Genomic DNA, 16,132 nt, shown 5'->3' with positions numbered 1-16,132 from the left:
ACGATCAGTGCGCTTTGCCCTGTTCGATGCCGGTGCCGGTCTGCGAGCGGATAAACTGTGCACGGAAGCGTGAACGTTCTTCTGCGCCCTGCTGCGAATGGTCGGTAATCGAGAAGAGCCAGATGCCCACGAAGGCCACCGCCATGGAGAACAGCGCCGGATACTCATAGGGGAAAATCGCCTTCGCGTTGCCCAGCACCTGTACCCACACCGTCGGGCCGAGGATCATCAGGATAACGGCGGTCAGCAGACCGAGCCAGCCGCCCACCATCGCGCCACGCGTCGTGAGTTTTGACCAGTACATCGACAGCAGGATGATCGGGAAGTTACAGCTGGCCGCAATCGAGAAGGCCAGCCCGACCATAAAGGCGATGTTCTGTTTCTCAAACAGAATACCCAGCGCAATCGCCACCACGCCCAGCGCCAGCACGGTAATTTTTGAAACCCGCAGCTCATCTTTCTCGCTCGCCTGACCTTTACGATACACGCTGGCATAGAGGTCGTGAGACACCGCCGATGCACCCGCCAGGGTTAAGCCTGCGACAACGGCCAGAATCGTGGCGAAGGCAACCGCAGAGATAAAGCCCAGGAAGGTGCTGCCGCCCACGGCGTTCGCCAGATGCACCGCCGCCATATTGGTGCCGCCAATCAGCGCGCCGCTGGCATCTTTAAAGGCCGGATTAGCGCCCACCAGCAGGATGGCACCGAAGCCGATAATAAAGGTCAGGAAGTAGAAGTAACCCATAAAGCCGGTGGCCCAGAAGACGCTTTTACGTGCCTCTTTAGCATCCGCTACGGTAAAGAAGCGCATCAGGATATGCGGCAATCCGGCCGTACCAAACATCAGCCCCAGCCCCAGAGACAGCGCCGAGATAGGATCTTTAACCAGTCCGCCAGGCTGCATAATCGCGATGCCTTTTGGATGGACCGCCATCGCTTCGGTGAACAGCGTATTAAAACTGAAACCGGTCGCCTTCATTACCATGACCGCCATGAAGGTGGCGCCAAACAGCAGCAGCACGGCTTTGATGATCTGCACCCAGGTGGTGGCCAGCATGCCGCCAAACAGCACATACATCACCATCAGAATGCCGACCAGGACTACCGCAACATGGTAGTTAAGGCCAAACAGCAGCTGGATCAGTTTACCGGCCCCGACCATCTGCGCGATCAGGTAGAGCGCCACGACCACCAGCGAGCCGCAGGCTGACAGCGTGCGGATCGGCATCTGCTTCAGACGATATGAGGCGACATCGGCAAACGTGTAGCGACCCAGGTTGCGCAGTCTCTCAGCGATTAAAAACAGAATCATCGGCCAGCCGACCAGGAAGCCGAGCGAGTAGATCAGCCCGTCATAACCAGAGGTGTAAACCAGCGCCGAAATGCCCAGGAACGAGGCGGCCGACATGAAGTCACCCGCCATCGCCAGGCCATTCTGGAAGCCAGTGATATTGCCGCCCGCGGTGTAGTAGTCATTACGTGATCGGGTGCGCTTTGAGGCCCAGTAAGTAATTCCCAGCGTGGCCCCGACGAAAATCGTAAACATGATAATCGCCTGGTAGTTGGTCGCCTGGCGCTGCACGGCACCGGTTATCGCATCGGCAGCCAGCGCTGAAAACGGCAGCATTAAGGCCAGCAGCCATAAGGTGAGACGAGTCATGATTTCACCTCGCTGAGGATCGCTTTCGTTAAACGGTCAAACTCACCGTTGGCACGCCAGACATAGACGCCGGTCAGCACAAACGACATCACAATCAGCCCGACCCCAATCGGGATACCGCGCGTGACGTTGGTGCCGGCATGCAGCGGGGTACCGAGCCAGCCGGGTGCAAACGCGATCAGCAGGATAAAGCCGACATAGAGCACCAGCATGATCAGCGACAGCAGCGTCGCGAACGCCTGGCGCTTACGGACTAATTCATGAAAAAGGGGATTACGCTCAATCTGTTGATTGATGGCATCCTGATTCGAAAGGGCGTCATTCATCACATTTTCTCCAGAGGGCTTGCAGGCGAGAACCTCGCGACAGGGCGCGGATTCAGCTGGTTATAATATTTGTGACTACCGAAACAGACTGCGTAGGGCGGGTGTGGCGGGAAGCGATCTTCCCGCCGGACAGCGTGCGCTTAAGGCATCTTGATCGACTGTTTCTCCTCAAGCAGTTTTTCTACTACGCCAGGATCGGCGAGCGTAGAAGTATCACCAAGATTACTGGTATCCCCGGTGGCAATTTTGCGCAGAATACGCCGCATGATTTTGCCGGAGCGGGTTTTCGGCAGTGAGTCGGTCCAGTGCAGTACATCCGGTGTGGCTATCGGGCCAATCTCTTTACGGACCCACTGGCGCACTTCGGTGTACAACTCCGGCGACGGCTCTTCGCCATGATTCAGCGTGATATAGGCATAAATCGCCTGGCCTTTGATGCTGTGCGGAATCCCCACTACCGCCGCTTCGGCAATTTTAGGGTGCGAGACCAGCGCCGATTCAATTTCGGCGGTGCCGAGTCGGTGACCGGAAACATTGAGTACGTCATCGACGCGTCCGGTGATCCAGTAGTAGCCATCTTCATCACGACGGGCACCATCACCACTGAAGTAGACATTTTTAAAGGTAGAGAAGTAGGTCTGCTCGAAACGGTCGTGATCGCCATAGAGGGTACGTGCCTGACCCGGCCACGACTCGGTGATCACCAGATTGCCTTCACAGGCGCCTTCCTGGGGCTGACCTTCGTTATCCACCAGCGCGGGCTGCACGCCAAAGAACGGTCGGGTGGCGGAACCCGCTTTCAGTTCGGTCGCACCCGGCAGCGGCGTGATCATGAAGCCGCCGGTTTCGGTCTGCCACCAGGTATCAACAATCGGGCAGCGGCTGTTGCCGATTTTCTTGTAGTACCACTCCCAGGCTTCCGGGTTAATTGGCTCACCGACCGATCCCATAATGCGCAGGCTGCTGCGGTCGGTGCCGGCAATCGCCTTATCACCTTCCGCCATCAGCGCACGGATGGCAGTGGGCGCGGTGTAGAGCAGCGTGACTTTATGTTTATCGACCACTTCCGCCATACGGCTCGGCGTTGGCCAGTTTGGCACCCCTTCAAACATCAGTGTGGTGGCGCCACAGGCCAGCGGGCCATAAACCAGATAGCTGTGGCCCGTCACCCAGCCAACATCGGCGGTGCACCAGTAGATATCATCCTGATGGTAATCAAAGACGAACTTAAAGGTGGTCGCGGCATAGACCAGATACCCGCCGGTGGAGTGCAACACGCCTTTGGGTTTGCCGGTTGAACCGGAGGTATAAAGGATAAACAGCGGATCTTCCGCGCCGACTTCTGCGGCAGCGTGGTTGGTGCTCGCGTTCAGCATCAGGTCGTGCCACCACTGATCGCGGCCTTCAACCCAGCCCACATCTTTACCGGTGCGCTGGAACACCACCACGTTTTTCACGCTGGTGACATTAGGATTTTTTAACGCGTCATCGACATTTTTCTTCAGCGGAATGCTGCGACCGGCGCGGATCCCTTCATCGGCCGTGATTACCAGCGAGGCGCTGGAATCGACGATGCGGCCCGCGACCGCCTCCGGTGAGAAACCGCCAAAGATCACCGAGTGAACGGCACCGATACGCGCACAGGCCAGCATCGCTACTGCGGCTTCCGGCACCATCGGCATATAGATCGCCACCACGTCGCCTTTTTTCACTTCCAGCAGTTCCAGCACGTTAGCGAAGCGACAGACTTCTGCATGCAGCTGGCGGAAAGTCAGGGTTTTGCTTTCGCTGGCGTCGTCGCCTTCCCAGATAATCGCCGGGTGATCGCCGCGCGTGGCTAAATGACGGTCAAGGCAGTTTGCCGCCAGGTTGAGCGTGCCATCTTCGTACCAGCGAATGTTAATGTTACCTGGTGCAAACGAGCAGTTTTTCACTTTGCTGTAAGGCTTGATCCAGTCAAGGATTTTGCCCTGTTCGCCCCAGAAACTGTCTGGATCGTCGACAGATTGCTGATACATCGCCTGATACTGTTCTGCAGTAATCAGGGTGTTTGCTGCAATATTCTCTGGAACGGGATGTTTGTGTATTTGGCTCATGGCGGATCTCCTTGAAGATGTTAATGATATGTCAATCAATGGTTAATTAAAGCCTGCGCCAGAGCTTTGTTTCTTTTTTGCGCCACAGATCACGTGATACACATCCCCCAAGAAGCGTTAAGCCATTCTGATCTATCAGGTTAACGCTCTGGCGGCGCTGGAGAAGTCAGGCATCGCTTTTACGCTTTTATCCTGAATAAAAAGCGAGCAAACGCGCCGGATCAGTTTTTAATCGTTTCTGCATAGCTATGCGTAAATTCATCGAAGTAATACTTTTCATAACAGCAGGTTAGGGTTTTTCAGCTCCAGCAGCACTTTATGCTGCTTAGATGGTGAACTTTTAATCGGATCCGCCAGGGGTTGCATTTACCACAGTGAAAATGGTACTTATCTCGCCCCTGTTCTGCAGGTATCAACTCAGACCGCGTCTGAAAATGGGTATGGGAATCATCAGATTTTCATACGAGGCGCTGTTTCAAGACACCCTCTAATTTACCGGGCTTTTTGCTCACTCCCTGTGTGTATTGTCTTCTGCACCTTCGCAGTAGAGAGAAACGGGTTTTGACTGAGGAAATTACACGTTATGAAAGGTTTTAAAATCAGCCTGGCCTGGCAGATTCTGACAGCCCTGGTGCTTGGCATCGTTGTGGGTGCTGTGTTGCATAATCAGCCAGACAATCGTGAATGGTTAGTCACCAACATTCTCAGCCCGGCAGGCGATATCTTTATTCATCTTATCAAGATGATTGTGGTACCGATTGTGATTTCATCCCTGATTGTCGGCATCGCTGGCGTGGGTGATGCAAAGAAGCTGGGACGCATCGGCGTCAAAACGATTCTCTACTTTGAAGTGATCACCACCATTGCCATTGTGGTCGGTATTACGCTGGCCAACGTATTTCAACCCGGCACCGGCATTGATATGTCAACGCTGGCAACGGTGGACATCTCTAAATATGAAGCGACAACGGCAGAGGTACAGGGCGGTCCGCACAGCCTGGTGACCACCATTCTGTCGCTGATCCCGCAGAATATTTTCGCCTCAATGGCGAAGGGCGACATGCTGCCGATTATCTTTTTCTCGGTGCTGTTTGGTTTAGGCCTGTCGTCACTGCCGTCAGAACAGCGCGATCCGCTGGTGAACCTGTTCCGTGGCATTTCTGAAGCGATGTTTAAAGTGACGCACATGATCATGCGCTATGCCCCGGTGGGTGTGTTTGCGCTGATTGCAGTGACGATTGCTAACTTCGGCTTTGCCTCGCTCTGGCCGCTGGCTAAGCTGGTGTTGCTGGTTTACGCGGCAATTCTGTTCTTCGCCTTTGTGGTGCTGGGCGGAGTGGCGCGCTTCTGTAAGCTGCGGATTACCACGCTGATGCGTATCCTGAAGGATGAGCTGATTCTCTCTTACTCCACTTCCAGTTCGGAAACGGTGCTGCCGCGTATCATGGAGAAGATGGAAGCCTACGGCGCGCCGAAAGCGATCACCAGCTTCGTGGTGCCGACCGGTTACTCGTTTAATCTGGATGGTTCAACGCTTTATCAGAGTATTGCGGCGATCTTTATTGCGCAGCTGTACGGCATTGACCTGTCGCTGACCGACGAGATTGTGCTGGTAATAACGCTGATGGTGACCTCGAAAGGTATCGCTGGCGTGCCAGGCGTCTCCTTCGTGGTGCTGCTGGCCACACTGGGCAGCGTCGGCATTCCTCTGGAAGGTCTGGCGTTTATCGCCGGTGTTGACCGCATCATGGATATGGCGCGTACCGCGCTGAACGTGGTTGGTAATGCGCTGGCGGTGCTGGTGATTGCCCGCTGGGAAAACCAGTTCGACGTCGAAAAGGCGAAAGAGTATGAGCTGGAGCTGCGGACACAGACCGCAAGCTGAACACGGCATTAACGTAAAAATGGGCTCAACGAAAGTTGGGCCTTTTTTTGTTTTAAGGGGCGTAACCCGGCCAGCCAGGATATGAACGACAGCTCCTGTGCCTTATAAACGCCGATATATCTGCACAAACACGCCTTTTTGAGAATGAATGTTTCCGACTGTGACTTTATCGGTGGTCGCTCGACTTTCCCAGCACTCGGCTTCAACATCACAAGATGTCTGGAGCTCATACCCCTCTGATTTTAAGTAATTCCTGATACTATGAGTTTCAGTAACACCATAAAATTTTACGGTAAAGACGTTAGCTTCGGTGCCTGTTATTCTCCCGAATTCAAATTTATAATCGTCTGATATTCTGGGTATTTTTTTCAACAATTCAGGCGTGTAATATTCATACGACCGCTTATCTTGCTCGGTATAATATGCGCTGCTGGCAAACTCCATTCTCACATATGGCCAGCCAGCCACTATCGCAAGAGCAGCGATGACAACCGTACCAATTAGAATGACGATAGCTTTCCTCATAATCCCATCCTGGCGTTGTTGGTACCAAATATGACAAATGTCCCGTCATGCTGCGGCAGGATAACGTTCCCGGAAAGAAAATCATTATAGGGGACCACCGTCCGCATGAACTGCGGCAACAAAGCTTTACGGGGACGTAAGTGCGGGAATCTTTCTGGGTCGGGAAATAGCAGAGGCTGAAAAGTCTCATTTTTCCAGTTGCCAGTTTTACCGTAATAGTCCCAGCGTTTAAGGGCTTCTTCTTTACTTACCGGACGGAGCATCTTGAAGGGGTTTTGAACCGACACCACGCGGTAAAAACCCAACAGATCTGAAACCAAGTCTTCACCACTAAAACCGCTGTCAGTCACCAGATTATTGGGAAACGAACCCTGAAATGCCTCAAACTTGCGAGCCATATTCATCATCATCGCCAGGGCAATGCTTTTCTGCTCCCAGTAAGGTCGCCCACGCCGGATTCGCCAGGTCATTACCTTACCCGATCGGAGTAATCGAAAGGGTGATGTCATGCCCTGTGAATATCTGACATCATAAAATTCTTTACCCAATGATTCACCCTGCGTCATTGATCTAAAAAGCTCTCGAATGTCTGTCCCCTGGGCGTGTCCCAAATCCACCCAGCCAAGCACTTCCGTGTAAACTATCCCGAATCTGGCTGTGCTGGCATCTCTACCATCAATAATGTCCTTTCGTTTACTCATCCTGAATATTCCTGTTTCGTCCTGTGTAAAGTCACTATGTCCTTATTTCTCATAACATCTCAGCGAAGTACCAACTCAGGTAGCCTCAGACTGTTCACTTAAAGTCATCTGCTCCTCTGGTTTTCTCTCTTTTGTTTTAGAAAGGCACATTCACTCCGCGACTACATTACAACGCTTTAAACATGTCCAAAATGATCCAACCACTGCACTCTTTACCGCAGCTACAAAAATTCCAATAGAAGAAAAGGTTCACCTGAAGAGTAAAGCGTCCCACGGCAGGGACAAAGACGCCGGGAGCGTTTTTGAACAACACAGAGCGTTGGCCCGGCAACGGGCGCACCTCATGGATGAGGTGCATAATCGCGTGGGCCGAGCGTCATGGATGACGAATGCGTCTTTACGATCAGGTGAACCTATTCTGACCTGCGCCAGTCTCCCAGCGATTCCTCTCACATGCACCGCACCCAAGCCGGAATGCGGAGCGATTAAGCTCCCAATGTCCAACATCACTCACTCAACCTGATCCTCCGCAACATGACTCACCCCACATCCATCGAAAAAAGATCTCACCCAATGAATTAATCATTCGTTATGATAGTTAGTAATTTGAATAATTTATTCCTTTGCGGAGCCCGCCATGAAACTCGACCTCAGCCAGATGATCACCGAAGGCCGCAACCCGGCCAGCCAGAATATTGACGAACTCTCCACCGAAGCGATGCTTCGCGTCATCAATGATGAAGATAAAAAGGTGGCGCTGGCGGTTGAGGCCATCGTGCCGCAGATTGCCGCCGCCGTTGACGCCATCTGCGCCGCATTCCAGGCCGGTGGACGACTGATCTATTGCGGCGCAGGCACCTCCGGTCGACTTGGCATACTGGATGCCAGCGAGTGCCCACCTACCTTTGGCACACCCCGCGAGCAGGTGGTCGGCCTGATTGCAGGAGGCCATACCGCCATACTCCAGGCGGTAGAAAACGCGGAAGACAACCGGGAGCAGGGCGCGCAGGATCTGAAAGATATCCACTTTAGCCGCCACGATGTGCTGGTTGGCATCGCCGCCAGCGGTCGGACACCCTACGTACTGGGCGCGCTGGCATACGCGAACGAACTTGGCGCGACTACTGTATCGCTCACTTGTAATCCAGGCAGCGCCATGTCGCAGGTTGCCGCGATTGCGCTCACGCCGGTGGTCGGCCCCGAAGTGGTCACCGGGTCTTCTCGTATGAAAGCGGGCACGGCACAAAAACTGGTGCTCAACATGCTCACTACCGGGTCGATGATCCGCAGCGGAAAAGTGTACGGCAACCTGATGGTCGATGTGGAAGCCACCAATCAGAAACTGGTGCAGCGTCAGGTTAACATCGTCATGCAGGCCACTGACTGTGATGAGGCGACGGCCAGCGCCGCGCTCACCGCCTGTGGCGGACACTGCAAAACCGCCATTCTGATGGTGCTGGCTGACCTGGCTGCCGATGAGGCGAAAGCGCTGCTCAGTCAGCATCAGGGCTTTATCCGTCAGGCTTTACAGGCAGCGGGAGCACGCTAATGGCCAGAATCACCGAGGCACTGTTGCGCGACATCCTGCAGGCGGTCGGTGGCGCGCAAAATATCGCGGCCTGTGGTCACTGCATGACGCGGCTCCGCCTGACGCTCAATCAGCCGGGAGAGAGTGATCTGGCACGGTTAAAAAGCCTGCCGGGTGTCTTAGGCGTTATCGACAGCGAGGCACAGTTGCAGATTGTGCTGGGGCCTGGCAAGGCGCAAACCGCCGCCGAGGGGATGCAGAACCTGCTGGCTCAGGGTGATACCGCGCTGGCACCGCAGGGCGAAACAGCGGAACTAAGCCTGCTGGCGGCGCAGCAGAAGCAGCAGCTAAAGGCGAAACAGACCAGCGGCGTGCATCAGTTCCTGTCGCGTTTCGCCACCATCTTCACTCCGCTGATTCCGGGCTTTATCGGCGCGGGGCTGCTGCTGGGATTTGCCACGCTGATTGAACAGAGTCTCCACCTCAACGCACCCGGTGACCACGCGCCCTGGCTGCTGCATACCGTGGCGTACATGAAAGTCTTCGGTAAAGGGCTGTTCACCTTTCTCAGCATCCTGATTGGCTATAACGCGCAGAAAGCGTTTGGCGGCAGCGGCGTCAATGGCGCAATCATCGCCTCGCTGTTTGTGCTCGGCTATGTGCCCACGGCTACCACCGGCTACTACAGCGGCATGGAAAACTTCTTTGGCCTGGCGATCGACCCGCGCGGCAACATTATTGGCGTGCTGATGGCGGCGATTATCGGGGCGTGGATTGAAAAACAGCTGCGCAAAATCATTCCCGACAATCTCGATATGATCCTCACCTCGCTGTTTACGCTGGTGATCACCGGCGCCATCACCTATCTGTTGATCATGCCGCTGGGCGGCGAACTGTTTAAAGGGATGTCGTGGCTGTTTATCCATCTCAATAACAATCCCTTTGGCTGTGCGCTGCTGGCCGGGCTGTTCCTGATCGCGGTGATGTTCGGCATCCATCAGGGCTTTATTCCGGTTTACTTTGCGCTGATGGAAACCCAGGGGTTTAACTCGCTCTTCCCGATTCTGGCGATGGCGGGAGCAGGCCAGGTCGGCGCATCACTGGCGTTGTGGTGCAAAGCAGAAAAAGGGGCGCTGCTGCGGGCGCAGATCAAAGGCGCTATCGTGCCGGGGCTGCTTGGCGTCGGTGAACCGCTGATCTACGGCGTCACTTTGCCGCGCCTCAAGCCCTTTATCACCGCCTGCGGCGGTGGTGCGCTGGGCGGGTTCTTTATCGGGCTGGTGGCGTGGCTGGGTTTGCCGGTCGGGATGAACACGGTATTCGGACCCTCCGGCCTGGTCACGCTGCCACTGATGACCTCCAGCCAGGGGATCTTCGCTGGCATGGCGGTCTATCTGGCCGGGCTGATGGTGGCCTGGATCGGCGGATTCCTGCTCACCTGGTGGTTTGGCACCCGTAATGTCGACCTCAGCTGACCCGCTGCCGGAATTCTCCAGTCCGGCTAACGGATGGATAATCAACCAAAAATGTGAAAGCCGCTACAAAGCGGCTTTATTATTGCCACTAATTTAACTTAAACGCTAAAGAGTAGGCAGAAGCATGCCGAAAACATAAAAAAAGGTAATCGTTATCTCTCAGCCCACAGTTTTCATGCCGACACTCAGACCGTCGCGTGCAGGACGTCGGGTCTCCAAGGACTTTTGATGCGTAACAACCAGCCTGTCTCTCAGCGTGAATATCTGTTCGACGATAATGCGACACTGATGTCGACCACCGATCTTAACAGCCACATCACCTACGCTAACGACGCGTTTATTGAGGCGAGCGGCTTCACCGCCGACGAGATTAACGGCCAGCCGCATAACATGGTACGTCACCCCGATATGCCATCAGAAGCGTTTGCCGACATGTGGGCGACGCTGAAACAGGGTGAACCCTGGACGGCACTGGTCAAGAACCGCCGTAAAAATGGCGATCACTACTGGGTGCGGGCCAACGCCATTCCGGTAGTACGCGACGGTAAAGTGCAGGGCTACATGTCGGTGCGCACCAAACCCACGGCAGAGGAAGTGCGTCAGACTGAGGTGCTCTATCAGGATTTTCGTGAAGGCCGCGCCAGAGGGCGACGTTTTCACAAAGGCCTGCTGGTTCGCAGCGGCTGGCGTCGTCCCGCCTCAATCCTGAAGACGCTGCCCCTTCGCTGGCGGATCCGCACAACGCTACTGACGTTACTGCCCCTCTCGGTGGCAGGCGTCTGGGCGCTGGGCATGACGCCCGCGGCACTGGCAGGCTTTACCGCGGGAATGGCTGCGCTGCTTCTGCTCTGCAGCCTGTGGCTGGAGCAGCAGATTTCACGCCCTATTGAGCGGATGTGCAAACAGGCGCTGAGCGTGGCAACCGGTGCCAGCCATAAAGTGGAGCAGATGGACCGCGTTGATGAGGTGGGTGTGACGCTGCGCGCCATCGGTCAGCTCGGATTGATGTTCCGCTGGCTGGTGGATGATGTCAGCGGCCAGGCGATCAACGTGCTGAGCGCCAGCGACGCCATCGCCCGCAGCAACAACGAACTCAGCCGCCGTACCGAACAGGCGGCTGCCAACGTGCAGCAGACTGCGGCCACCATGAACGAAATGACCGCCACGGTGAAGAGCAACACTGAAACTGCGCATGAGGCGAATACCCTCTCAGCCGGCACCAGCCACGCTGCCAGCAAAGGCGGCGAGGTGATGACCGAAATGATGGGCATGATGGGCGAAATTGCTGACAGTTCAAAGCGGATTGCCAATATTACCAGCGTTATCGACGGGATTGCGTTCCAGACCAATATTCTGGCACTGAACGCCGCCGTGGAAGCGGCGCGGGCCGGTGAGCAGGGCAAAGGCTTTGCGGTGGTCGCCGGAGAAGTGCGCAGCCTGGCGCAGCGCAGCGCCAAAGCCGCGAGCGAAATCAAAATGCTGGTTGAAACCAGCGCCAGCCGGGTCAACTCGGGCAATGAGCACGCCAGCGCGGCAGGCCGCACGATGCAGGATATCGTGTCGCAGGTGCAGAATGTCACCGCACTGATCGCCCAGATCAGCGCCGCCACGGCCGAACAGGCGACCGCGCTCAGCGAAGTCAGTTCAGCGGTGGAAGATCTTGATGATATCACCCACCAGAATGCCGCCCGCGTGACAGAAAGCGCCGAGGCTTCAGGTCGAATGACCCATCAGGCTAACCGTCTGGTCGAAGCGATCAGCGTCTTTCGTTAAGAGAAGAGATTCAGCGGCCCGGTTAAGAGGCCAGCGCCTGCGTGCCGTCGCGTCCGGCACGCAGTGCGCCTGGTGACTGACCGACAATCCGTTTAAAGGCGCGACTGAATGCCGCAATCGAGCCGTAGCCGAGATGATAAGCTACGGCTTCCACCGCTTCACCGTTGTTCACAATCCGCTGCACCGCCAGCCGCATCCGCAACTCCGTCAGATAGCGCAGCGGCGTCATGCCGGTGGCATTGAGAAACCGTCCGGCAAACACTGAGCGCGAACAGCCTGCCACGCTGGCCAGCCGCGCCACCGTCCAGTTTTCGCCTGGCTCCCGATGCATCGCAGCAATCGCCTGACTCAGACGTGGATCGCGCATCGCCTGCACCAGCCCACTGCGCTCGCCGCAGCCGTTCTCTACCCAGCCGCGCACAATCAGCGCGGCAACCACATCTGCCAGACGCGACAGAATCCCGGCGAATCCCGCCTGGCGGGTGCGAGACTCCCGTTCCATCGCCGCCAGAATCGGCTGAATCTCCGGGTATTGCGACAGCAGAGTACTCACCAGCATCACATCGGGCATGGTGTTGATCAGCGGCTGCATGCCGCCGAGCTCAAACGCCATGCAGGCGCTGAACAGCAGCACACTGTGCTCGTCATCACAGGCATCTTCCGGGGCTGCAATGGCGCAGACGCTGTCGCAGAGCGGCTTGCTCGCCATGTTCTTAATACACTGGCAGCTCGCCTCCTCACTGGAGATCAGGCTGTGGGGTTTGCCGTGCGGCACCAGCAGCGCATCGCCGCTGTTGAGCTGAAAAACCTCGCCGGAGGCGCTGCGCACCATCAGTGAGCCGCGTCCGACAAAGTGGAACTGCGCCCGGCCCGGCGCGTGCTCATAACGCAGCCCGAACGGCGCGCTCACTGCGATACGCTGATAGTTCACGCCATAGAGGCGCATCCCCATCAGCAGCTCACTGGTCAGATCTCCATAGTGGCTCATGTGATTCCAGACGAATTATCAAAAATGAAGGTGTAAGCATCATAGATCGTCCTGACGCGTCGCTCTATGCTCACACTCACTTTTTTTATCTTCCGGAGAAGCAGCATGAGTCTGACAACCGAAGTGGCTGATGAGGTTTCCTCGCCGACCCGTCCCGCGTGGGGCGCGGTATTTGCTATGGCATTTGGGGTGTTCAGCCTCATCACCGCCGAATTTTTACCCGTGAGTCTGCTGACGCCGATGGCCCACAGCCTCGGCGTATCAGAAGGGCAGGCGGGACAGACCGTCACCATCACCGCGCTGGTGGCGCTGTTTACCAGTCTGGTCACCGGCAGCGTCACGCGGCGCATCGACCGCCGCATCGTCATGCTGGTGTTTTCGCTGTTGCTGATCGCGTCGGCACTGATGGTGGCGTTTGCGGCTGACCTGACGGTGATCCTGCTGGCGCGGGTGCTGCTGGGTATGGCCATTGGCGGCTTCTGGACACTCTCAACCGCCATCACCATGCGCCTGGTTCCCACCGATCAGGTGCCGCGTGCGCTCTCTATCGTCTTCAGCGGTATCTCGCTGGCGACGATTATCGCTACGCCACTGGGCAGCTATCTCGGCGGACTGGTGGGCTGGCGCAACATCTTTATGCTGACTGCCGGACTGGGTGCGGTGGCGCTGCTGTGGCAGTTCTTTACCCTGCCCGCCATGCCGGCAGAGAACAAAGCCCGCAACGGCGGGGTGCTGGCGCTGCTGCGTATTGGTGTGATGCGCTGGGGAATGCTGGCGGTAATCATGATGTTTACCGGTCACTTCGCCTTCTTTACCTATCTGCGTCCATTTCTGGAAAGCGTTGCGCAGCTCAACCTCAATCAGCTGTCGCTGGTGCTGCTGGCCTTTGGTGTGGCGAACTTCTTTGGCACCTCGCTGGCCGGTTTCCTGGTCACCCGCAGCGTATCACTGACCCTGAGTGGCATGGCGCTGTTGATGAGTGTCACCGCGCTGCTGCTGGTGAGCTTTGGCGATGTCAGCTGGATGGTAGGTGCAGGCGTGGCGATCTGGGGGATGGCGTTTGGTTCGATGCCAACCGGCTGGTCAACCTGGATTTCGCGCGCGGTGCCGGATGATGCGGAGTCAGGCGGCGGTTTACTGGTTGCCACCATCCAGCTGGCGATTACTGTCGGCGCGGCGGCGGGCGGCTGGATGTTTGACCTGCGCGGCGCAGGCGGTGTGTTCGTTGCCAGCGGAGTGCTGATGCTGCTGGCCGCGCTGACCATCTTCACCCGGGTACGACATCACGGTTAAATCCTCAAGGGCAGCAATATATGCTGCCTTTTTTTATGGGGGTAGATTATTAACCTTTTGAGTGATAACTGTGCGAAATGTGCTTTTTATCATCAATTTTACTGAACGAGTTAAGCAAAACCCTCCGCTTTTTACTGATCAACTTCCGGACTAATATATCTATCAACAAGGCAGCACGCCTTACCTGATAAAAATTAACCGAGGAATTGACCATGAAATCTATCAAAACTTTTGCAGCTGTTATCGCGCTTTCTGTTCTGCCATTTGCCAGCTTCGCACAATCTGTGACCGCCATCGACTCTACGCTGGATGGTGCTGAAGCGAAAATCGCTGCGCAGGCTCAGGAAGCTGGTGCTTCATATAAAATCACTGAAGCTTACACTAACAACGGCGTTCACATGACCGCTGAGCTGCTGAAATAAGTTAAGTTTTACCCTCTTGTGCTGACAGGACGCCTTTGGGCGTCCTGGCGGCGTTTATCCGCTAATAATCCTGTCCCTTTCCCCCCGAAATAATTATTATTCTCAAAAACAATTCTGCATCTGACTGCTGGTCAGCTGTTTCTGGTTGCAATGTCGGGCTTTCTTTTCACTGCGTCTGCAGTGGATTAACTATGGAGAAGTTATGAAAGCGATTACCAATACGTGCCGGACCCTGCGTCCGCTGTTACTGGCTACGGCCCTGTTCTCTGCCTCAGGATGGCTGGCGGTGCAGGCTGAAGATCTCAATCAGGCCGTGGGTAAAGGCGTCTATGAACTGGCAGTCAGCCCGAAAGATAACGCGCTGTTCGTGGCGACAGCGCAGAACAGCAGCGGTGACGGCGGCACAGTTTTCCGTCTCGACCCGGCTACGCTGGCGGTACAGCAGTCGATCAACACGGAGCTGAAATCGTTCGGCGCGGCGATCAACCCGCAAACCAACGTGCTCTACATCGGCAACACCGTAAACGGCTCGGTTACGGCCATTGACGCCAGCAGCGGCAAAGTGCTCAACACGCTGGTGCTGGATAGCCGTAAGCGCAGTGAGACCGTGCGCCCATTGCAGCCGCGTCAGGTGGCGGTTGATGCTAAAACTAACCGGGTTTATATCACCGGCCTGGGACCGCAAAGCGTGGTCTGGGTGGTGGATGGCAGCACGCTGAAACTTGTCAGTACCATCCCGAATACCGGTAAAATGGGCACCGGCCTGGCGGTAGATTCAGACGCGCAAAAGGTCTACGTCACCAACGGTGATGGTGAACTGGTGACGATCAATGCGCGCACCAATGCCATTGAGAAAAAGCAGAAGATTGACGGAGATAAAGAGCACTTCTTCCTGAACATCGCTCTGGATACGCGCGGTCAGCGCGCCTTCCTGACAGATTCAAAGCAGGCGCAGGTGCTGGTGGTTGATCTGCGTAATCAGCAGGTGATTCAGCGGATTGATGTGCCGGAATCGCTGGCGGTGCTGTTTAATGGTGATCGCGATGAGCTTTATGTTACTCATCGCAAAGCGGGTGAAGTCAGCATCATCGACGCCAGCAGCTATAAGGTGAAGCGCACGGTGAAAACCCCGGCATTGCCTAACAGTCTGGCACTCTCGGCAGACGGCAAGGTGCTTTATGTCAGCGTGAAGCAGCCTGGCTCGCGTAAGGCGCCGCCAAAAAATCCTGACAGCGTGATGCGTATTGCACTGTAAGGCGTGACGTCCCGGGCACTGCTGTGTTGAAGCTGTTTTACATCCGGTCTTTGTAAACGAGAAAGCCACTCTGACGAGTGGCTTTTTTTATTTTCAAAGCCGTTTTGTAGTCTGGGATATCCTTTTGCCCTGGCGGCCCGCGAGACACTTGCCTTTATAGCGAACAGGCTATAGCATCATTTATAGCTTATTCGCTATAAGGATG

13 protein-coding genes are annotated in these 16,132 nt (G+C 55.8%); 7 read left to right on the top strand and 6 right to left on the bottom strand.

What is annotated here, in order from left to right; all coding sequences use genetic code 11:
- Positions 1–4: 4 nt before the first annotated feature.
- From OK409_RS12885 to acs, 3 genes are all read right to left on the bottom strand, one after another.
- Complete coding sequence (locus OK409_RS12885) at positions 5–1,660, bottom strand: cation acetate symporter (protein ID WP_022625224.1); 1,656 nt, start codon at positions 1,658–1,660, stop codon at positions 5–7.
- Positions 1,657–1,986, bottom strand: a complete 330-nt coding sequence (locus OK409_RS12880; protein WP_010252143.1) for a DUF485 domain-containing protein — start codon at positions 1,984–1,986, stop codon at positions 1,657–1,659. The genes OK409_RS12885 and OK409_RS12880 overlap by 4 nt, the downstream gene beginning before the upstream one ends.
- 140 nt (positions 1,987–2,126) lie before the next feature.
- Positions 2,127–4,082 carry an acetate--CoA ligase gene (acs, locus tag OK409_RS12875; RefSeq protein WP_010252142.1) on the bottom strand — a complete coding sequence of 652 codons (1,956 nt, stop codon included), beginning with the start codon at positions 4,080–4,082 and terminating at the stop codon, positions 2,127–2,129.
- 583 nt (positions 4,083–4,665) lie between these two features.
- Between acs and gltP the strand changes: the two genes are divergently transcribed.
- On the top strand, positions 4,666–5,967 hold the full coding sequence (gltP, locus tag OK409_RS12870; RefSeq protein ID WP_010252141.1) for a glutamate/aspartate:proton symporter GltP: 1,302 nt from the start codon (positions 4,666–4,668) through the stop codon (positions 5,965–5,967).
- A 102-nt stretch (positions 5,968–6,069) separates the two neighbouring features.
- On the opposite strand, the gene OK409_RS12865 is transcribed toward gltP, so the two are convergent.
- Together OK409_RS12865 and OK409_RS12860 are read right to left on the bottom strand one after the other, a co-directional pair.
- On the bottom strand, positions 6,070–6,492 hold the full coding sequence (locus OK409_RS12865; protein WP_050679826.1) for a hypothetical protein: 423 nt from the start codon (positions 6,490–6,492) through the stop codon (positions 6,070–6,072).
- Complete coding sequence (locus OK409_RS12860; RefSeq protein WP_050679825.1) at positions 6,489–7,193, bottom strand: hypothetical protein; 705 nt, start codon at positions 7,191–7,193, stop codon at positions 6,489–6,491. The genes OK409_RS12865 and OK409_RS12860 overlap by 4 nt, the downstream gene beginning before the upstream one ends.
- Before the next feature lie 637 nt (positions 7,194–7,830).
- Between OK409_RS12860 and murQ the strand changes: the two genes are divergently transcribed.
- The 3 genes from murQ to OK409_RS12845 all read left to right on the top strand — a co-directional run bounded on the left by murQ (position 7,831) and on the right by OK409_RS12845 (position 11,969).
- Positions 7,831–8,742, top strand: coding sequence for an N-acetylmuramic acid 6-phosphate etherase (gene murQ / locus OK409_RS12855; protein WP_052271197.1), 912 nt, complete (start codon positions 7,831–7,833; stop codon positions 8,740–8,742).
- Entirely contained in the window at positions 8,742–10,196 is a 1,455-nt protein-coding gene (gene murP, locus OK409_RS12850; protein WP_163637655.1) for a PTS N-acetylmuramic acid transporter subunit IIBC, read from the top strand. Before murQ ends, murP begins: the two co-directional genes overlap by 1 nt.
- Before the next feature lie 228 nt (positions 10,197–10,424).
- Positions 10,425–11,969: a PAS domain-containing methyl-accepting chemotaxis protein gene (locus OK409_RS12845; RefSeq protein ID WP_010252127.1), complete on the top strand. Its 1,545-nt coding sequence runs from the start codon at positions 10,425–10,427 to the stop codon at positions 11,967–11,969.
- Positions 11,970–11,991: 22 nt separating this feature from the next.
- Here OK409_RS12845 and OK409_RS12840 read toward each other — a convergent pair whose 3' ends face one another.
- Positions 11,992–12,957: an AraC family transcriptional regulator gene (locus OK409_RS12840; protein ID WP_064704971.1), complete on the bottom strand. Its 966-nt coding sequence runs from the start codon at positions 12,955–12,957 to the stop codon at positions 11,992–11,994.
- Between the two features lie 105 nt (positions 12,958–13,062).
- On the opposite strand from OK409_RS12840, the gene OK409_RS12835 reads away from it, so the two are divergent.
- The 3 genes from OK409_RS12835 to OK409_RS12825 all read left to right on the top strand — a co-directional run bounded on the left by OK409_RS12835 (position 13,063) and on the right by OK409_RS12825 (position 15,927).
- The gene (locus OK409_RS12835) at positions 13,063–14,250 is read left to right on the top strand and encodes an MFS transporter (protein ID WP_010252123.1); all 1,188 of its coding nucleotides are present in this window, start codon (positions 13,063–13,065) and stop codon (positions 14,248–14,250) included.
- 212 nt (positions 14,251–14,462) lie between these two features.
- Positions 14,463–14,672 (top strand): DUF1471 domain-containing protein, encoded by a 210-nt coding sequence (locus OK409_RS12830; RefSeq protein WP_009092571.1) that lies wholly within the window; start codon positions 14,463–14,465, stop codon positions 14,670–14,672.
- A gap of 202 nt (positions 14,673–14,874) precedes the next feature.
- Positions 14,875–15,927, top strand: a complete 1,053-nt coding sequence (locus tag OK409_RS12825) for a YncE family protein (RefSeq protein ID WP_010672046.1) — start codon at positions 14,875–14,877, stop codon at positions 15,925–15,927.
- Positions 15,928–16,132 lie beyond the last annotated feature (205 nt).

It is taken from the genome of Pantoea sp. RG18, from assembly GCF_025910075.1.
Classification (GTDB): Bacteria; Pseudomonadota; Gammaproteobacteria; order Enterobacterales; family Enterobacteriaceae; genus Pantoea; species Pantoea agglomerans.
This window is presented reverse-complemented; position numbering and strand designations above follow the sequence as displayed.